The organism is Andreprevotia chitinilytica DSM 18519 (assembly GCF_000711875.1).
Lineage (GTDB): Bacteria > Pseudomonadota > Gammaproteobacteria > Burkholderiales > Chitinibacteraceae > Andreprevotia > Andreprevotia chitinilytica.
Map to the genome: position 1 here is coordinate 24,169 of NZ_JONM01000013.1, position 19,428 is coordinate 43,596.

Consider the following 19,428-nt stretch of genomic DNA (forward strand, 5'->3'; position numbering starts at 1 on the left):
GTTTACTCATTGTTCTCTGTGTACTCCGGGTTCTCCGTGCCTACAGGTTTGTTGTTGGTTTTCTCTGTGACCCCTCTGTGTTCTCAGTGGCCTCTGTGGTTCAAGATTTGTTTTTTGCACCCCCCAACGCGCCCATGGAGTGAACAATGTCATTCGCTAACCCGGACGACCAAACCATTCGCGATTTCCTCGCCACCGTGCGCACGATTGCGGTGGTCGGCCTATCGCCCAAAACCAACCGCCCCAGCCACGGGGTAGCAGCGTATCTCAAGCGCGTCGGTTACCAGATCATCCCGGTGCGCCCGCTGGTGGCTGAAGTGCTGGGGGAGCCAGCCTACCCAGACCTTGCCAGCGTGCCGGGCGATATCGATCTGGTCGACGTCTTCCGCCGTGCCGAAGAAGTCGATGCCGTGGTGGATGCCGCTATCGCCCGCGGCGCACGGGGTATCTGGATTCAGCTGGATATCGTCAATGAACCCGCTGCACAACGGGCGCGGGATGCCGGCTTGTTTGTGGTGATGGATGCGTGCTTGCTGGTGGAACACGCACGGTTGTTTGCCGCTTAAAGCATCCCTCGCAAGGTGCATTGCACTTGGCGGTTATACCAGGCGTTGATCCTCGCTAGGATAACTTTTGCTGTGGCCCCGTTTCGCTTGCTCGATGGAGCGGGTAGCTTGACCGCCGGTTACACGCCGATCAACGCCCCGGAGGTACAATCCGGGGCGTTTTTCATTCTCAGTTTCCCCATTCCCAAGCGTTCATGACACTCGACGCCCGCCTTCGCGGCAACATCTTCGCGCTCTATATCGTGCAAGGGCTCAATTACGCCCTGTCACTGGTGACTTTCCCCTTCCTCGCACGCACGCTGGGGGCGGATGGTTTCGGCGTGATGAATTACGCCTTTGCTGCGATTCAATACGGCGTGCTGTTCACCGATTTCGGCTTCAACCTGTCCGCCACGCGGGAGATCGCCCAAGTTCGGCACGACCCGGCGGCCGCAGCGCGGGTGTTCTGGAAGGTCACCTGGGCCAAGTCATTATTGGCGTTGCTGTCCTGCGCCGTGCTGGCGGTGCTGATCAGCGTGATCGGCAGCTGGCAGCAGCATGCGGCGGTGTTTGGTTGGTCGCTAGTTTATATCGTCAGCTCGGTGTTCTTCCCGATCTGGTATTTCCAGGGCTTCGAAGAAATGCGCGTGGCCTCCGCGCTGACCGTGTTGGCGCGGGCGCTGATGCTGGGTCTGCTGATCTGGCTGGTGCAAGGCCCGCACGACGTCGCCTTGGCTGTGGTGTTGCAAGCTGCGCCGGCGATGCTGGCCGGGGCGATCTGGTGGTTCACCGCCTGGGGCTTGCCGCGCCCGCAATGGAGCGTGCCGAACGCTATCGAGATTCGCCAATCGATGCGCGATAGCTGGCCGTTCTTTCTTTCCGCCATCTCGACCAATCTCTACACCACCTCGACTGCCGTCTTGCTCGGCTTCTTTGCCGCGCCGGCGCAGGTCGGTTTCTTTGCCGCCGCCAACAAGCTGATCTACACCGCGCAAGGCTTGATCGGCCCTTTGGTGCAGGCTACTTATCCGCGTATCGCGCAGCTGGCTGGCAGCGATAAGGCCGGTGCGTACCAATTGATTCGCAAGGCATTCAAGCTGCAAGGCGGTGCGGGCCTTGGCATGACGCTGGTGTCGATGCTGGCTGCGCCGTGGATCGTGTCGCTGCTGCTGGGTAAAGGCATGCTGGGCTCGGTGGAAGTGCTGATCTGGCTGGCACCGGTCATCCTGCTGGGGGCGCTGTCGTATGTATATGGTATGCAGACCTTGCTGCCCTTCGGGCAAGAGCGCTATTTCAGTCGCGTGTTGGTAGTCGCCGGCGTGCTCAACGTGGGTTTGCTGATGCTTCTGTTGCCGGGGGCCGCGCAACCGGCGATCCGCGCCGCGCAGGTGGTTGACGTGGTCGAGGCCTACATCGTTGCCGCGTTCTGGTGGCGGGCGCGCAGGATTCATGCGGAGATTCGCGCATGACTGCGCCGCGCATATCGATCCTCCTGCCTTGCTACAACTCGGCCCTGCATTTGCAGGAGACGCTGGATTCACTCTCGGCGCAGTCGTTTACCGATTTTGAATGCATCGCGATCAATGATGGCTCAAGCGATACCACACTGGCCCGGCTCAACGCGCATGCCGCGCAAGACCCACGTTTCAAAATCATCAGCCGCGAAAACCGTGGCCTGATCGCCACGCTCAACGAAGGCATTGCCGCTGCGCAAGGTGAATGGATTGCGCGGATGGATGCGGACGACATCGCTCATCCGCAGCGCCTGGAAAAACAACTGGCCGTGCTGCAAGCGAGCGGGGCGGATGTCTGCGGTGTCGGCGTGCGCTTCATTGGCGGCCGTGATGGCCTCTGGTTACCGCCGACCACCGATGCCGCCCTGAAAGCTGCGCTGCTGTTCAATCCACCCTTTGCCCACCCCGGCGTCATGGCGCGGACAACGCTACTCAAACAGCACGGTTACGACCCGACGGCGCAGCACGCGGAAGACTACGCACTGTGGTGCACGCTGGCCCGCGCCGGCGCGATCTTCACCGCCGTGGCCGAGCCGCTGCTCGACTACCGCATCCACCCCGGCCAGATCACCCAAACCCGTCGTGACGACTTGGCTGCCACCGCCCGCCGGGTCCGCACCGATTACGCTCAGGCTTTTCTGCCGGCAGATTGGTCAGAGGCGGAAAAACGCTTTTTCGCCCTGCATGCCAGCCCGGAAACCACACTCGATTTCGAGCAATGGTTCGATTTCACCGAAGCGCTGCTCAAGTTGGCGACGCGCGATCCGGCGACGAAGCCTGCTTTTGCGACCGTCTGGCTGGATGCGCTGGTACGCACGCAATCGGTCAACTCCCGCTATTGGACGCAATTCTCCCGCCTGTGCAGCGCCTTGCCGGTGCCGGTTGAAGAGCAAGGCAAACTGACCAGGCAACGCTCCCGCGTGGTGATGGGCGACTTTTTCTATGGCTTGCTGAAGCTGTTGCGAGGCCGTCGATGAAGGTGCTGTTCCTCGTCCGCGATCTTGGGCTCGGTGGCGTCGAGCGCTGCGTGGCGCTGGTCGGCGAAGGCTTGGCCGCGCGTGGCGTTGACGTGAGTGTTGCGATGCTCGCCGGCAATCGCAATCTGTGGGCGGATCGGACTGCTGCGTTGAACATCGTCGATCTGTCTGGCGTCTGGCACGGCAAGAAACCGTGGACATGGCTGGCAGGCTGGCGTGCCGTGCGCAAGCTGGCGCGCGAACACGATGTGATCATCGCCGCGACTTTCCTTGCGCCGCTTTATATGGGCTATGCCGCCACGCGTGGCTTGAGCAAGCGTTTTATCGGCTGGGTGCACGGCCCGCTGGCTGAGTTGGATGCGTTTGCGCGGATGAATCCTGTGCATCGCACTGCCTGCCAGTTCGTTTATCGCCGTATGCAGGAGCTGGTGTTCGTCTCGCAGCATGCACGGGAATCGATGGGGCGTTGGTTGGGGTCGGCGGTGAAGCCGGGGTGGTTGGTGTTGCCGAATTTTGTGGATGCGAATGGCATCGCTGCTTTTATTCCCCCCTTCGCGGAAGGGGGGGTAGGGGGGATTTCTACGTCGCCTGAGGTCTCTCCGACGTTTGACCAATGCGCCAACATTGCAGAAATCCCCCCCAGCCCCCCTTCAAGGAAGGGGGGGGGAGGGCACCTGCTTTTTGTGGGCCGCATCGCCGAAGAAAAACAACCCCACCTCTGGCTGGATACGCTGGCCGCACTGGACAAACAGGGCATCAAAGCCGAATTGACCATCGTTGGCGACGGCCCGCTTGAAGCCTGGTTGCGTACCGAAGCCAATAGCCGCGGCCTGAGCGAGCAGCTCATCTTCGCCGGCCGCCAAGGCCACGTCGCGCCGTATTTAGCCCAAGCCGACATCCTGCTGCTCACCTCCAGCTTTGAAGGCTGCCCGCTGGTGGTGCTGGAAGCGATGCAAGCCGGCCTACCGGTCGTGTCAACCGATGCTGGTGGTGTGTATGAGTTATTCGGTGAGCGCCGCAATGATTTCATCGCCGCCGCCAATACCGGCGCAGCACTGGCCGACCTGATTGCCAAGCAACTGCCCCAACATGCACAACTGGCCGACTGGCTGCGCCATCGCGCCGACGCCTATTCCGCCGCCGCGACGCTGGATCGCTGGCTGGACTTGTTAAACCCATCCATGAAGTCATCGCCATGAACCGGATCGCCCTGCTGATCCCGCATTACAACAATCCAACCGGCTTGGCGGCATCGCTGGCCTCGGTCGGGCCGGACGAAGCGGTTGATACCTTCGTCGTCGATGACGGCAGCACCCGCGTGCAGTTGGATGAAGCTGCCGCCCGTGCCGCCTACCAGGCCAAAGGCGAGCTGACATTCATCTACCTGCCGCAAAACCGGGGCATCGAGCACGCGCTCAACACCGGCCTGCAGGCGATCGTGGATGCCGGCTACGACTACTGCGCCCGGCTCGATTGCGACGACCGTGTCGCGCCGGATCGCTTTGCACGGCAAGTGGCGTTTCTCGACGCCAACCCGGCCATCGCCCTCGTCGGCAGCGCGGTGACCTTTTTCGACGCCAGTGGCGACCGCTTCACCCTGCATCAGCCGCAAACCCACGCTGAAATCGTCCGCCAGATGCATGACGACAATGCCTTTACGCATCCAGCCGTCACCTTTCGCATCGCCGCCGTGCGCGAGATCGGCCTGTATCCGACCGATATGCCGGCCGCCGAAGACTTCGCCTACTTCTGGCGCTTCGTCGCCCGCTACCAGACCGCCAACCTGCCGGATGTGCTGACCTGGAGCGAATACACCACCGCCGGCATCTCGCTCAGCAAACGCCGCCGCCAGCAATGGAGTCGCTTCAGGGTGCTGTGGCAATACTTCGATTGGTCGCCGCGCTCGCTCGTGAAGCTGGTCAAGCCGCTGGTGTGGCAGGTGGTGCCGTTTGGCGTCGCCAAGAAAATCAAGCAACTCGTCGGTATTCGGAGCTGGTCGTGAATTCTGCTGAAACCCAGCTCGAAAGCGCGCAAGAACAAGCGCGCGTGATCGTGCTGATCCCGCACTACAACAACCCGACCGGCCTCGTGAAATCGCTGGCCTCCATCGGGCCGGACGAAGTCTGCGATGTGCTGGTGGTCGATGACGGCAGCACGCGTGCGCCGATCGATCAGGCGGCGGCGCGGGATGCGTTCAAAGCGCAGGGCGTGTTGCGATTTTTGCATTTGCCGCAGAACCGGGGCATCGAGCATGCGCTCAACAGCGGCTTGCAGTGGATCGGTGCGCGAGGTTATGAGCTGGTGGCGCGGCTGGATTGCGGCGATGAGAATGTGCCGGATCGATTGGCGCAGCAAACGGCGTTTCTGGATGCGTATTCTCAGGTGATGTTGCTCGGCGGTGCGGCGAGTTTTGTCGATCAGGCGGGTAACGAGCAGTTCGTGCTGCGCCATCCGACTACGCAGGCGGAGATCGCCAAGGCGATGCGGGCGAATTCGGCATTCATCCATCCGACGGTGATGTTCCGCGCTGCTGCTTTGGCGGAAACCGGTGCTTATCCGCTGGATGCACCTGCCGCAGAGGACTACGCCTTGTTCTGGCAATTCGTGCAGCGCTTCCAGACCGCCAACCTGCCGGATGTGCTGATCCGCTATGAGCTTGATCCGGGCGGTATTTCGCTGGGCAAGCGCAACCGGCAGCTCAAGTCGCGGCTCAAGGTGCAGCGGCTGCATAACGATTATTCGCTGGCGGCGCTGGCCGGGATTGCGCGCACGGTAGCGATGTTGGTACTGCCCTATGAGCTGGTGTTCAAGTTGAAGGCGAAATTACGGGGGGCGAAATGAGCCACATCCTCCACGTCGTCGAATCCTTCGGTGCCGGCACCCTATCCATGGTGTGCGCAATGGCGAATCGCCAGGTGCAGGACGGCCACCGCGTGACCTTGATCCATTCGCTACGCGAAGAGACCCCACCCAACTGGCGCGAATTGTTCGACGAGCGGGTCGACACCATTGAGCTAAATATGGGGCGGGCGATCAAGCCGGCGCATGACTGGCGTTGCGGACGCTTGCTGGCAGGCCATCTCAAGCGCTTGCAACCGGACGTGGTGCATCTGCATTCCAGCAAGGCCGGGGCGCTGGGGCGGCTGACCAGCGTGTTCGTGCGCGGGCCGCGTTATGTGTTCTCGCCGCATGGCTTGTCGTTTTTGCAGCGGGCGGAAGGGCGCTTGAAGAACAGCGTTTTTCTCGCCATCGAAAAGCTGCTGGCGCGCATTCCGGTGACGTTTGTAGCTTGCTCACCATCCGAGGGTGGCGAGATTCGCCAGCACCTTTCCAAACGCGTAGTGGTGGTCGAGAACGCCGTCGATCTGGCGCAGATTCCGCGTGCTGTGGGCGGTAGCGAGACGATCCGTATCGGCACGGTCGGTCGGGTGGCCTTGGCGCGCAATCCGGAATTGTTTGCCGAGATCGCCGGTACGCTGGCCAAACCGGGCGTCGAGTTCGTCTGGATTGGCGGTGGTGACGAGTCTGGCGAAACCGCGCTTAACAAGGCCGGCGTGAAGCTCACGGGTTGGGTGGATCGTGCCGAGGCGCTGCGCCAACTGGCAACGCTGGATATCTATATCCAGACCTCGCGCTGGGAGGGCTTGCCGGTGGCGGTGATCGAGGCGATGGCGGCCGGTCTGCCGGTGATTGCCACCGATGTGGTCGGCAACCGTGATCTGGTGCGCGATGGCGAAAATGGTTGGCTGGCGCGCAATACGACTGATTTTGTGGCGCGGCTGGCTGAACTGATCGAGTCGTCGCAATCGCGTCGCCAACTGGGCGAGCAAGCCCGAACGTTCGCAGCCGAGCATTACTCGCTGGATATGATGATGAACAAGCTTTACAGCGCATACGGATTCTAGATGCCGGATATCGAATTGAATAAATCGCAACTCCCCGAACGTGCCAAGCCTTGGTTTGCCTTGGCTGACTTCGCTGCCTTGGCGATTTCTTTTGTGGCTGCAGTCGGGCTGTTGTGGCTGTTCCGTAGCCATCGCTTCGGCGGCAGCCTGCATAACTGGTGGTTGTGGGAAGGCCAGCAACAGGCGGCCGGGTTCCTCGGGCTGGCACTGATCACGGTGGCGACGTTCTGGTGGCGTGGGCACTACAGCCTGCGGCTGCCGTTCTGGGATGAGCTGCTGGAAATCCTGCGCTCTTTGCTGCTGGCGGCGCTGTTGAACGGCATGCTGGTGCTGCTGGGCAAATTCGCGATTTCGCGTTTCTTGTGGCCGGTATCGTGGGGTGTGGCGTTGCTGATGCTGCCGTGGTTGCGCGGCGCGATGCGGCAGGCGTTGTTGCGTGCCGGGATCTGGCAATTGCCGACGGTGATCATCGGCGCTTCGGCCAATGCGCATGAGGCCTACCGGGCGATGATGAGCGAGGCCCAGCTTGGCTTTGACGTGCAAGCATTCCTGGCCGTCACGCCGGCCGGTGCCGAGCAGCTTGCGCACTCGACGATCAAAGTGGTGCAGCTGTCCCCGGATGAGCTTTTGGGGTGGTTGGATGCCAATGGCCGTCCGCACGTCGTGGTCGCGGCCGCTCAGGACGAAATGCGCGCAATCGAGACGCAGGTCGAGCAATTGTCCTTGCGCTACAAGGACTTGCACGTGATTCCGCCGATTGCCGGGTTGCCGCTGTTCGGCGTGGTGCCGCACCACTTCTTCAGCCATGAGGTACTGCTGCTGCGCGTGCGCAATAACCTCACCGTGAAATCGCTCACCGCCTTGAAGCGGGCATTCGATCTGTTTGGCGCTGGCGTTGGCTTGTTGCTGTTGTCTCCGTTGTTTGCCTTCGTGGCAGTGCAGATCAAGCGGCAGGGCGGGCCGGGGGCGGTGTTCTTCGGTCACGTGCGGGTCGGTATGAACGGCGCGCCGTTCAAGTGCTGGAAATTCCGCACCATGGTGCACAACAGCCAGGAAGTGCTGGAAAACCTGCTCGCCAGCAGCGCCGAAGCCCGTGCCGAGTGGGACAAGGACTTCAAGCTGAAGAACGACCCGCGCATCACGCCCATTGGTGCGTTCCTGCGCAAGACCAGTCTCGATGAGATTCCGCAGCTGTGGAATGTGATCAAGGGCGAAATGAGTCTGGTCGGTCCGCGTCCGATCATCACTGAGGAGTTGGAGAGGTACGGTGACAAGGTCGATTTCTACCTCGAAGCGCGGCCGGGTTTGACGGGCTTGTGGCAGGTATCCGGCCGCAACGACGTGAGCTATGCCGAACGCGTGGCGCTGGATGCGTGGTACGTGAAGAACTGGAATCTGTGGTACGACGTGGCGATCGTCTGCAAGACGATCAAAACGGTCACGCGGGGCAGCGGCGCGTATTGAGTTCGTACCTGGCGGGCTGGTCCGACCGTTAGTGGTTGAGCAGTTCGCTGGCCGGGCAACGCGGGGTGCCTGCCTTCCAGGTCGGCCAGCGCTTGAACGGCAGCGAGGCCCACTGCGTTGGCTCGTACAGCTGTAGCCAGCTCGCCGCGTGATTGCGGTCGACCAGTTCGAAGATGGGGATGGTGATTTCCGCCTGCTTGCCGTTGGCGAAATCGTGCCCTTGGCGATAGTCGTTCAGCAGCATCAGGGCACAGGCACCGAGTGCCACATGCCCGCCGGGCATGGCGCGCAGCTTGCCGGCTGCCAGTGCCTCTACCCCCCTCGTGGAAGAGAGCACACCGCCGACCGGCAACCGCGCCATCTTGGTGTTCGCCAAGGCATCCATGGCACCCAGGGCCATTTCGTCGTTGGCGGCCCAGATGGCGTTGATGGGGCGCTTGAAGCCGAGCAGCCGCTCGATCTGCTGGTTGGCGTCGATCCGCCGCCAGTTGGCTTCGAGCTCATAGGCGAGGATGACATTGCCGTGTTCGGCGAGATATCGTTGCAGCCCTTGGTAACGATCCACATCCGCTTGCGTTGAGCGCACCCCGCGCAGGGCCACCAGCGTGGCGGGGCCGGTGGTTGCCTGTGCCAGTACGGACTGCGCCAACAAGTAACCGGCTTGCTGGTTGTCCGGCACGATGGTGCCTAGCCAGTGTTTGAAGCGTTCGCGTGGGTGGCCTGCAAACGCTTGTTCCTGTTCGTTCAGGCCGTTTGATAGCAGCAGTGTATCGACGCCCGCGCGGTTGGCCGCTTGCAGGATCGGGCTCATGACGGGCTTTTCGTTGACGAGCAGCAGATAGTCCGGTTTTGGGCTGACCTGGAGCGCTTGCCTGGCCAAGGCAACCATCCGCACGTGATCGCGTTCGGCGTAGCGCACATCCAGCGTCCAGCCCAGTTGCTTGGCTGCGGCTTGCATCAATCCCGCATAAGTCACCCAGAACGATTCGTCGTGCAAACCGGGGTTGATGAAGACGATATAGGGCTTGTTGGTGCCCGCCCATGTTGGCAGGCAGCAAATCGCCAGGATGGCGACGAGGATGGACTTGAGTCCGGAGCGCATCGTTTTTCCTTGAACCTTGGGCGTGGTGACAGCAAATCGCTGCCGCCGAAAGCTCGCTTACAGATCCAATTCTAGAGCAGCTTTTTAGCGCCGCTCAGGATCACGACCAGCGCGAAATAGAGATACAGCACGGCCGAAATGGCATGGCAGGCCTGGATGAAACGACGGCCGAGCAATTTGCCGCCGTGGCTGGCGGTGTAGGCAATGAAGATCGACCACGCCAGCCCGCCGGCAAAGAAGCCGCCGAGGAAGATCGTCGCGGCCAGCGGGCTGCCATCGGTGGCTTGGGCGATCAGGCTGCCGCCCACCGCGGCGAACCAGAGAATGGCGGAGGGCGATGCCAGTGCCAATGTCAGCCCGCGGCCGAACAGATGATGCGAGGGCGGCAGCGGCGCGTGCTCCACGTGCCCGTTATGCGCATCGCGCCACGCATGCAGCGCCATCTTGCCGGCCAACCACAGCATCACCCCGCCACCGACGATCCAGGTCAGCCATTGCACGGCGGTGAACTGCAGCAAGACGCTCATGCCCACCAACGAGAGCGCGGCATAGGTGAGGTCGCCAAAGCATGACCCCAGCCCCATCCAGAGCGCCGGTCGTGCGCCGTATTTGAGCGCCACATCAATCATGGCGACGTTGACGATGCCGATGTCGAGACACAACGAAATCGAAAGCAGAAAACCGGTAAAGAAAATATCCATCCCGGCAGGCTAACAAACACGAGTTAAAGCTGGCATTCGGGAAACAGCTAGTTTCGTAGGGCGGGTTATGACGAAGCGTCTAACCTGCCACATTGCCTTCGGTTTTCAGGTTTTAAACATTCAATTTCGCCAGAAGGCCGGGCTGAACAGGATCAGCAGGGAGATGATTTCCAGCCGCCCAAGCAGCATGGCGGTCGAGCAGATCCAGACCTGCACATCTGACAACACGCCATAGTTCGACGACGGGCCAACCACGCCCAAGCCAGGGCCGGCGTTATTGATGCAGGCCAGCACGGCGGAGAACGAGGAAATGAAATCCAGCCCGGACAACAGCAAGGCGAAGGTCAGCAGCACGACGCACAGCACGTACAGGAACACGAAGCCCAGCACGGCGAAGACGACCGAGTTGGAAATCGCCATGCCATTCACGCGCAAGGGCCGCACTGCATTGGGATGCAGCAGCAGGGCGAATTGGCGGCCTGATTCACGCAACAGGATCAGCACGCGGATCATCTTGAGACCGCCGCCGGTCGAGCCCGAACACGTGCTCAGGCAAGACAGCAACAGCATCCATAACGGCACCACCAGCGGCCATTGACCGAAATCAACGCTGGCGAAGCCACCCCCCGTCGCGACCGCCACGGCGTTGAATGCCACGTGCCGCAAGCTGGTGGCGTAGTCGCCATAGGTCTGCTGTTTGACCAGATAGGCGGCCAGCAGCAACACGCTGACCACGTTGAGCAACACCATCGCCTTGAATTCGGAATCACGCCAATACGCCCGCAGGCTGCGGCCGGTGAGCGCGCGGTAATGCGTGGCGAAGTTGGTCGCGCCGATCAGCATGAAGGCGATGAGGATGATCTCGACCGTGGGGGATTGGAAGTAGCCGACGCTGGCGTCATGAGTGGAAAAACCGCCGATGCACAGGGTAGACAGTGCATGGCAAACGGCATCGAACCACGTCAAACCGCCCACATAACGCAATAGCAGCGCGCACAGCACGGTGAAGCCGGTGTAGATCAACCACAGGCTGCGTGCCGTTTCGTGAATGCGCGGGGTGAGCTTGGCATCCTTCATCGGTCCCGGTGCTTCTGCCTTGAAGAGCTGCATGCCGCCAACGCCCAGCATGGGCAGCACGGCGATGGCCAGCACGATGATCCCCATGCCGCCTAGCCAGTTCAGCAGATGCCGCCACAGATTGATCGACTGCGGCAGGTGGTCGATGCCGGAGAGGGCGGTCGCGCCGGTGGTGGAAAGACCGGACATGGCCTCAAAGTAGGCATGCGTGAACGAGAGCTGCGGGTTGTAGAGCAGCAAGGGGACGGCGGCGACGGCTGGGAGCGTGGTCCAGAGGCCGACCACCAACACAAAACCATCCCGCGGCTTGAGTTCGCGGCGGGCGAAGCGCGTGACCAGCATCAGCGCCGTGCTGACGACGACCAACCCGACCAGAGCGTGCAGGAAGGGAATCAGGCCGGCATCGTTGTTCCACCACGCCAGGCCGATCGGCGCGAGCAGCGTGAACGAGAAGACCAGCGCCACGCGCGCCAGCACGTTGACGACGGGCAGGAGGCGGTAAGCGGCGCGCATCAGAGGAACCCGAGTTTGACCGCGAACAGCTTCTCGACCTCGGGCACGCGTCGTTTGCTGTCTGCGAATACGATGACGTGGTCGCCGTCTTCGATCACGGTTTCGTGGTGGACGATGATGACTTGCTCGCCACGGACGATGGCACCGAAGCGGATGCCTTCCGGCAGGCGCAGCTCTTCGATGCGGCGGCCGACAATGCGTGAGGTGCTGCGGCTGCCGTGGGCGACGATTTCCATCGCCTCGGATGCGCCACGGCGCAGGCTATGCACTGCCGCAACGTCGCCACGCCGCACGAAGGCCAGTAGCGAACCGATGGTGGCTTCCGCTGGCGACAGTGCTACGTCGATCCGCCCGCCTTGCAGCAGGCCGACATAACGCGAGCGATTGATGATGGCAATCACTTTGCGCGCGCCCATCTGCTTGGCCAGCAGGCCGGACATGATGTTGTCCTCGTCATCGCTGGTCAGCGCGATATAGAGGTCGGTGCGGTCGATCTGTTCGGTATCGAGCAGCGTCTCGTCGGTGGCATCGCCGGCCAGGACCAGCACCCTTGGCAATGCCTCCGCGAGCTGGGTGGCGCGTTCGCGGTCGGATTCGATGACCTTGACCTGGCATTCGTCCTGCAAGGCGGCTGCGACGCGCTGGCCGACATTGCCACCACCGGCAATCAGCACGCGGCGAATCTTGCGCTCGGCGGCGTGGAAGGTGGCGATGACTGCGCGCAAGTGCTGGCGGGCGGCCAGCACGAAGATTTCATCGCCCGCTTCGACAACGGTGGCGCCGTCTGGGTAAACGGTGTGATTGCGCCGATACAGGCCGACCACGCGGCAGTCGGTCTTTGGCAGCAGCTCTTTCAATCTGGAGAGCGGACGGCCAGCCATCGGTGCGCCTTCTTCGGCACGAACGACGACAAGCTGCGCCCGTCCGTCGGCAAATTCGAGCACTTGCAGCGCTTCTGGTGTCTGGACCAGGCGCACGAGGTAGTCGGTGACAATCTGTGCCGGGGTGATGGCGTGGTCGACGGCGAAACCGTCGTCGTTGAGGAGCTGGGGATGGGCGAGCAGGTCGGCACTACGAATGCGCGCCAAGCGCTTGGGCACACGGAACAGCGTGTAGGCGATCTTGCAGGCGGTCAGATTGAGTTCGTCGGTCGGGGTGACGGCGAGCAGTAGATCCGCATCCATTACGCCGGCGGCTTCCAGCACGGACGGGTTGGCGGCGTGGCCCAGTACGGTTCGCAGATCCAGCCGATCTTGCAGTGCCTTGAGCGCAATCGGGTTCTCGTCGACGACGGTCACGTGGTAATGCTCGGCGACGAGTTGCTCTGCGACCGAAGCGCCAACCCGGCCAGCGCCGAGAATCAAAATGTTCGACATGGATCAAGCCCCGAAATAAACACCGCCGCTGTTGAGTAACAGCGGCGGCGCGCATCATGGCTGGCATTGCAGGCGGTGAACAGCCTCCTAATACCATTTAAATCTACGTCAACAGAGCCTGGCCCGGCTCAGCCCAACCCGGTGTCATTCGTCGTCCGGGTTGCGATGCTTTTTCGGCACCTGAATGCCGAGTGCTTTGAGCTTGCGGTACAAGTGGGTGCGTTCCAGGCCGATCTTTTCTGCAACGCGGCTCATGTTGCCGCCGGTCTGCTCGATATGCAGCTCAAGGTAATACTTCTCGAACTGATCGCGGGCTTCACGCAGTGGCAGTGAAAGGTCGACCAGTGGCTTGGCGTGTTGCGTGGAGGTTGGCAGCTGGGCCACTTCGCCGCTTGGCGCGAATTGCGACAGCATGCGCGATACCGGGCCGGTGTCGATTTCACCGTCGCGCCCGGTCAGTGCCAGGCTTTTGACGACGTTGAGCAGTTCATCGAGATTGCCCGGCCATTCCTGCTGCGCCAGCAGCTTCAATGCGGCAGATGTGAAGCGGCGCGGACCGAGTTTGCTGGTGGCAACGATCTCGGTCAGCATGGCTTCCGCCAGCAGCGGGATGTCGTCGCGATGCTCCTTGAGGCTGGGCACCGGCACGATGTATTGCGACAAGGCGTGCAAGAGTTCGGGATCAACACTGGCGGCGAGGGCGTTGAGCGGCTTGCTCGAGGCGGAAATCAGCCGCACGCGGGATTTTTCCAGCCGCGGCAGCATGCCCTTGAGGCCGGCTTGTGCGCGGCGATCGAGATAGGCGATATCGCGCAGGAACAGCACCCCGCCTGCTGCTTTGTTCAGCAGCTCTTGCGGCGCGACGGCGAAATCGTCGTTGGAGAGCGGGGCGATGAACGGCTGCTTGGGGTCACCCAGATAGCGGGCGCAAATCTCGAACCCGACCCCCGGCGCGCCGAGCAGCATCAAGGGTGTTGCCTGTGGCTTGGCGGCATCAAGCACGCGAGCCAGCTCCTGGATCAGCTCGGAGCCGCCCAGCCGCGCCAGGTTGGCCACGACTTTCTGCACATCCGGTTGCTGAGAGAGCGCGCGTTTTACCGCTGCCAGCAGCTTTTGCAAACCGATTGGTTTTTCCAGGAAATCCAGCGCCCCGATACGCGTCGCTTCGACCGCGGTATCGATGGTGGCGTGACCGGACATCATCACCACCGGCATGGTCAGCTGCCCGTTGCGTGCCCACTCTTTCAGGAGTGTCACGCCATCGGTATCGGGCATCCAGATGTCCAGCAGCACCAGCTTGGGCTGAGCCTGGTTGCGCAGGCGGCGAGCGGCCTCGGCGTTTTCCGCCACGGCAACGCTATACCCTTCGTCCTGCAAGATTTCGGACAACAACTCGCGAATGCCGACTTCATCGTCGACGACCAAAATATCCTGACTACCCACTTCATTCCTCCGTGAGCGGCAATTCAATCCGAATGGATGCGCCGCCGCTGTCGCGGTTGCCGACCGTGATCCGGCCGTGATGTTCTTCAATGATTTTCTTGACAATCGCAAGGCCAAGCCCGGTGCCCTTTTGCTTGGTGGTCACATAAGGCTCGAACACGCGCGAGAGCATGTCTGGGGGAAAACCAGCACCGCTGTCTTCTATTGTCAGCCGAGCGAATTTATCGGCTTTTTCCGTCTTTACGCAAATTTCGCCGGTGCGATCCGATGCCAGATCGAGTGACTGGATGGCGTCCTGTGCGTTTTGTAGCAAGTTATGGATCACCTGGCGCAGATGGGTGGTGTCGCCGGTGACCCGCAATGGCCCATGCGCATGGTCGATGCGGGTAATGGGCGCAGCCTCATACAGTACCAGCACTTCGTTCAGCAGTTGCTGCATATCGAGCGGTTTCTGCTTGCCGGTGGGCATGCGGGCGTAATCGCGGAAGGCATCGACCATCTGTTTGAGCGACGCCACTTGTTTGACGATGGTCTGGGTATTGCGCTGTAACAGCTCCGCGCCTTGCGCATCGAGCTTGTCAGCCAGTTTGAATTCCAGCCGTTCGGCGGCGAGCTGGATTGGCGTGAGCGGGTTCTTGATTTCGTGGGCGAGCCGGCGTGCCACCTCACCCCAGGCTGCATCGCGCTGCGCCGATAGCAGCCGGGTCACGTCCTCGAACACGACCACGAAACCACCATCCGAGCCTTGCAGACGCGTGCCGCGCAGGTTGAGCACGCACTGGGCGTCGTCGAGTTCCACCTGGCGCTGCCAATGATCTTCTTCCGACAGCAGCCCTTGCTCGACCTGCGCGCAGAAGCTGGTGAGCCGTGGGTAGAGTTCGTTCCAGGCGGAGAGCGGGGTCTCGCCGATTTGATCGACGTCGATATCGAGCAGCCGCTGGGCGCTCTGATTGATCGACACGAGTCGCCAGTGTTCGTCGAACGACAACACGCCCGATGAGAGCGAGCCCAGCAGCGTTTGCAGATAGGCCTTGGCTTCGGCTTGCTCGGCTTCCTTCTTCTCAAGCGTACTGCGCGCATCGGCGAGCTGGCGGGTCATGCGGTTGAACGAGTGCGTGAGGATGCCTAGCTCGTCACGACTGGTTACGGGTTGTTGGCGCGAGAAGTCGCCGGAGGCCACGGCTTTGGTGGCTTCTGCCAGCACGGCCAATGGCGCTGCCAGTTTGTCGGAGAGATAAATGGCCAGCGCAGTTGCACCGAGGAAGGCCATCAGCACCGCGATGGTCAGCGTCAGCGAGTAAAAGAGTTTGAAGCCCTGCCGCGCTTGCGACAGCTGTTTGTAGTCGGCACGTACCCGCTCGACCAGTTCCGCATCGTCTGACAGCGATTTGGGCACGGGTTGGATCAACTGCAGGATACGGACGCGGTCGCCAAAATTGGAGCTGTGCACGGGCACCAGCGCCCGCATGGTCAAACCAGTATCCGGCTTGGATTCAAGCTCGGTGACTGCATCGCGCACGGCTTGCCGAAGCTGGCTGCGTTCCGGCTGATTCGGGAACAGGCTGGCGCTCTCATTGCCGATGTGGGCGATGGTCTGGCCACTTTCGTCGAACAGCGTCAGCTCCTGCACGGCGAACTGTTCGCGCAAGCGGGCCAGCCGCGAGAACACGGCGCCGCCAGTGTCGTCGTGGATGTCGAGCGCGATCACCTTGCCTTTGCGCACCAGATCGCTCAACTGGTTGTCGATGGCGTTGTGGCCGAGATTGAGTCCGCGGTCGAGGGCGTTATCGACCCGCACGTTGAACCAGTTCTCGATCGAGCGGTTCATGAATTGGACGGACAGCGTATAGACCAGCGCACCGGGAACCACCGCGATCAGCGCAAATGACAGCACCAGCCGCAGGGTGAGGCGGGAACCGAACATCTTGGCGCGCACCCGTTTGCCGAGTTGCCACAACTGCGTGCCGACCAGCACGCCCAAACCCACCAGCATGAGGACGTTGAGGGCGAGGATCGCGCTGTAGTACTGCGAAAAGACGGAGGTTGGCCCTACTGCCGATGCCAGCATGAACAATAAGATCGCACCGAGCGCACCGAGCAAGACAAGGATGCGCTTCATTGTGCGGGTTCCCCATCGACGTCGATCCACGACGATTCGAGCTTCCAGTCGCTTTGGCCGATGGTCGAGAGCTGGAACGGTTTGGGCAGTTGCGACAGATCGAGCTTCAAGCGGATCTTGCCGGAGAACTCGCTCTTGTCGCGGGCGACGCTACTGCCGGCAAGCACGTTCCAGCCGCGCACGACGCCCAATGCGGAGAGCGCTTCGTCGAGATTCGGGAAGCTGCGATAGAAGTTGCCGAGATTGAGCCGGTACTGGCGCGACAGCGAATGATAGGAGAGCCGGTAGGTCAGCGTGGCGGCCGGGCCGAAACCGTCGCTGATCTGGCGATACCACGAGTAGATGCGTGGTTTGGTGAGCTGGAATTCGTAGATGAAGGGCAGCGACAGGCCGTTGGCGAGCGCGTCTTCGAGTGTGCCGTTGAAGTTGACGGTGAAGCGGGCGGCCAGTTCGATGTGGTCGCCCGCGTATTCGGCGCTGCCGTTGATGGGCTTGATACCGCCATCGGCCAGCGCTGGCGTGAAAACGACTGCTGCCAGCAGCAGCGCCGCCAGTTTAAGGAGTACGTTTCGAAAACAGCGCGTAGAAAAAGCCATCGTGTTCCGGATTGGGCAACAACTGTCCGTCATCCGGCAGCACCAAGCGCTCGGCATCCGTATGGCGGGCGGCAAAAGCGTTGGCTTGCTCGGCATTTTCGGCTGGGAAAATCGAGCACGTAGCATAAAGGAGTTTGCCGCCCGGTGCCACGAGCGGCCACAGCGCATCGAGCATTTGTGCCTGTTGCGTGGCAAAGCTGGCGAAGTCTTCCGGGCGGCGCAGCCATTTGATGTCCGGGTGGCGGCGTACCACGCCCGTGGCGGAGCAGGGGACGTCCGCCAGGATGCGGTCGAACGCCTTGCCATCCCACCATGCGGCCGGTTTGGCTGCATCGCCCACTTTCAGCGTGGCGTTCAGCTTGAGACGAGAGAGATTGTCGGTAACGCGCCCAAGCCGCTTGGCATCGGCATCGACGGCGGTCAGATCAATATCCGCCAATTCGAGCAGGTGGCCGGTCTTGCCGCCAGGCGCGGCGCAGGCGTCGAGTACCCGCATGCCGTCCTGTACGTCGAGCAGTTTGGCGGCGCGTTGCGCACCCCAATCCTGCACTGAGGCATCGCCGTCGAAGAAACCGGGCAGTTGATCGACGCCGACCGGGTGTTTGAGTAGCAGCGCCGTGTCGTCGAGTGCTCGCGTTTCGATGCCGGCTTCAGCAAGCCGTGCTTGATAGGCCTCTGCCGAGCCACGGCGGCGATTCACGCGCAAGGTCATTGGCGGATGTTGGTTGCTGGCGGTGAGAATGGATTCCCAACCTTGTGGGTAGGCTTTTTTCAGGGCTGCAATCCACCAGTCGGGATGTGACCAGCGGCCTGCCGGTGTCTTTTGCAGCTCCGGGATCAGCTCGTCACGCTGGCGCAGGAAGTTGCGCAGCACTGCATTGACCAGTCCTTTACCAAAACCAGTCCCGGTATGTGCCGCTACTTTCACCGCATGATCGACGACCGTATACGGGGCCGCGCGGGTGAATTGCAGTTGGTACAGCCCGACCAGCAGCAAGGCCCGCAGCCCCGGCTCACGCAGCGGCTTGTTCAGTAGGGCATCCAGCGCGCGCTGCAGCAGGCCGAGTTGGCGCAAGGTGCCGTAGCAAACGTCCTGAATCGCACCGCGTTGTTGGGGCCGCAGTTCAGGCTCGGCACGCCAGACCGTGCTCAACGCATCGGTCAAGGTTTGGCCTGAGAGAACGGCGGCGACGGATTCGCCTGCATACTTTTGAGTGAGGTACATCAGTATTCCATCTGGCCGCGTGCCATGGCCTCTAGGCGAGCAACGCGGTCTGCAGTTTGTGGGTGGGTACGGAACAGGTCGTCCATGCCGCCGCCAGCCAGCGGATTCATGATCATCATCTGCGCTGTTTCCGGGTGCGCTTCGGCAGTGTGCATGGGAATGCCGCGTGCGTAGGCTTCGATCTTGCGTAGCGCGTCGGCCAGTGCTTGCGGGTCGCCAGAAATGCGTGCGCCGCCTGCATCTGCGGCATATTCGCGGGAGCGGGAGATCGCCATCTGGATCAGGCTGGCGGCGATCGGCGCGAGGATGGCGAGCAGAATGCCCACGATGGGGTTCATCGGCCGGCCGTTTTCATCGCGACCGCCAAAGAACATGGCGAAGCTGGCAAGCGCGGAAATGGCGCCGGCCATGGTGGCTGAAATCGTCGAGATCAGGATGTCGCGGTGCTGCACGTGAGTGAGTTCATGCGCCATCACGCCGCGTAGCTCGCGGTAGGTCAGGACGCGCATGATGCCGGTGGTGGCTGCCACGGCGGCGTTTTCCGGGTTGCGCCCGGTGGCAAAGGCGTTTGGCTGGTCTTCGTCGATGACATAGACCTTGGGCATGGGCAGCCCGGCGCGTTGGGCCAGCTCTTGCACCATGCCGTAAAGCTCCGGTGCGGTGCGGGCATCGACTTGCTGTGCGTTGTACATGCGCAGCACCATCTTGTCCGAATTCCAATAGGCGAAGACATTCATGCCGCCGCCGATCAGCAAAGCGATCAGCATGCCGCCCTTGCCGCCGATCAGCCCGCCAATGAAGACGAACAGAGCCAGGATGGCGGCCATCAGGATGGTGGTTTTAAGCCAGTTGTTCATGGGTCCAAGCGAAA

17 protein-coding genes are annotated in these 19,428 nt (G+C 61.8%); 8 read left to right on the forward strand and 9 right to left on the reverse strand.

What is annotated here, in order from left to right; all coding sequences use genetic code 11:
• Positions 1-146 precede the first annotated feature (146 nt).
• The 8 genes from BR41_RS15805 to wbaP all read left to right on the forward strand — a co-directional run bounded on the left by BR41_RS15805 (position 147) and on the right by wbaP (position 8,405).
• Positions 147-566: a CoA-binding protein gene (locus tag BR41_RS15805; protein WP_035058792.1), complete on the forward strand. Its 420-nt coding sequence runs from the start codon at positions 147-149 to the stop codon at positions 564-566.
• Between the two features lie 194 nt (positions 567-760).
• Positions 761-2,014 carry a flippase gene (locus BR41_RS15810; protein WP_035058805.1) on the forward strand — a complete coding sequence of 418 codons (1,254 nt, stop codon included), beginning with the start codon at positions 761-763 and terminating at the stop codon, positions 2,012-2,014.
• On the forward strand, positions 2,011-3,036 hold the full coding sequence (locus tag BR41_RS23120) for a glycosyltransferase family 2 protein (RefSeq protein ID WP_051711129.1): 1,026 nt from the start codon (positions 2,011-2,013) through the stop codon (positions 3,034-3,036). The genes BR41_RS15810 and BR41_RS23120 overlap by 4 nt, the downstream gene beginning before the upstream one ends.
• Positions 3,033-4,235: a glycosyltransferase gene (locus BR41_RS15820; RefSeq protein WP_035058806.1), complete on the forward strand. Its 1,203-nt coding sequence runs from the start codon at positions 3,033-3,035 to the stop codon at positions 4,233-4,235. Before BR41_RS23120 ends, BR41_RS15820 begins: the two co-directional genes overlap by 4 nt.
• Positions 4,232-5,038, forward strand: a complete 807-nt coding sequence (locus BR41_RS15825) for a glycosyltransferase (RefSeq protein WP_035058808.1) — start codon at positions 4,232-4,234, stop codon at positions 5,036-5,038. Before BR41_RS15820 ends, BR41_RS15825 begins: the two co-directional genes overlap by 4 nt.
• The gene (locus BR41_RS15830) at positions 5,035-5,877 is read left to right on the forward strand and encodes a glycosyltransferase (protein WP_051711132.1); all 843 of its coding nucleotides are present in this window, start codon (positions 5,035-5,037) and stop codon (positions 5,875-5,877) included. The genes BR41_RS15825 and BR41_RS15830 overlap by 4 nt, the downstream gene beginning before the upstream one ends.
• Entirely contained in the window at positions 5,874-6,941 is a 1,068-nt protein-coding gene (locus tag BR41_RS15835) for a glycosyltransferase (protein ID WP_084187273.1), read from the forward strand. Before BR41_RS15830 ends, BR41_RS15835 begins: the two co-directional genes overlap by 4 nt.
• Positions 6,942-8,405, forward strand: a complete 1,464-nt coding sequence (gene wbaP / locus BR41_RS15840) for an undecaprenyl-phosphate galactose phosphotransferase WbaP (protein WP_035058811.1) — start codon at positions 6,942-6,944, stop codon at positions 8,403-8,405.
• 28 nt (positions 8,406-8,433) lie between these two features.
• Here the strand turns inward: wbaP and BR41_RS15845 are convergent, their stop codons facing one another.
• From BR41_RS15845 to htpX, 9 genes are all read right to left on the reverse strand, one after another.
• On the reverse strand, positions 8,434-9,507 hold the full coding sequence (locus tag BR41_RS15845; RefSeq protein ID WP_051711134.1) for an ABC transporter substrate-binding protein: 1,074 nt from the start codon (positions 9,505-9,507) through the stop codon (positions 8,434-8,436).
• 71 nt (positions 9,508-9,578) lie between these two features.
• The gene (locus BR41_RS15850) at positions 9,579-10,208 is read right to left on the reverse strand and encodes a LysE family translocator (protein ID WP_035058814.1); all 630 of its coding nucleotides are present in this window, start codon (positions 10,206-10,208) and stop codon (positions 9,579-9,581) included.
• A 120-nt stretch (positions 10,209-10,328) separates the two neighbouring features.
• Positions 10,329-11,798: a TrkH family potassium uptake protein gene (locus BR41_RS15855; protein WP_035058817.1), complete on the reverse strand. Its 1,470-nt coding sequence runs from the start codon at positions 11,796-11,798 to the stop codon at positions 10,329-10,331.
• Positions 11,798-13,174, reverse strand: a complete 1,377-nt coding sequence (gene trkA, locus BR41_RS15860) for a Trk system potassium transporter TrkA (RefSeq protein WP_035058819.1) — start codon at positions 13,172-13,174, stop codon at positions 11,798-11,800. Before trkA ends, BR41_RS15855 begins: the two co-directional genes overlap by 1 nt.
• 144 nt (positions 13,175-13,318) lie before the next feature.
• Complete coding sequence (locus BR41_RS15865) at positions 13,319-14,617, reverse strand: sigma-54-dependent transcriptional regulator (protein ID WP_035058822.1); 1,299 nt, start codon at positions 14,615-14,617, stop codon at positions 13,319-13,321.
• A 1-nt stretch (position 14,618) separates the two neighbouring features.
• Positions 14,619-16,736, reverse strand: a complete 2,118-nt coding sequence (locus BR41_RS15870) for a sensor histidine kinase (protein ID WP_035058825.1) — start codon at positions 16,734-16,736, stop codon at positions 14,619-14,621.
• Positions 16,733-17,332, reverse strand: a complete 600-nt coding sequence (locus BR41_RS15875) for a DUF4390 domain-containing protein (RefSeq protein WP_051711137.1) — start codon at positions 17,330-17,332, stop codon at positions 16,733-16,735. Before BR41_RS15875 ends, BR41_RS15870 begins: the two co-directional genes overlap by 4 nt.
• Positions 17,292-18,557, reverse strand: coding sequence for a 16S rRNA (cytosine(967)-C(5))-methyltransferase RsmB (gene rsmB / locus BR41_RS15880; protein WP_035058827.1), 1,266 nt, complete (start codon positions 18,555-18,557; stop codon positions 17,292-17,294). Before rsmB ends, BR41_RS15875 begins: the two co-directional genes overlap by 41 nt.
• The gene (htpX, locus tag BR41_RS15885; RefSeq protein ID WP_035058829.1) at positions 18,557-19,414 is read right to left on the reverse strand and encodes a zinc metalloprotease HtpX; all 858 of its coding nucleotides are present in this window, start codon (positions 19,412-19,414) and stop codon (positions 18,557-18,559) included. Before htpX ends, rsmB begins: the two co-directional genes overlap by 1 nt.
• Between the last annotated feature and the right edge of the window lie 14 nt (positions 19,415-19,428).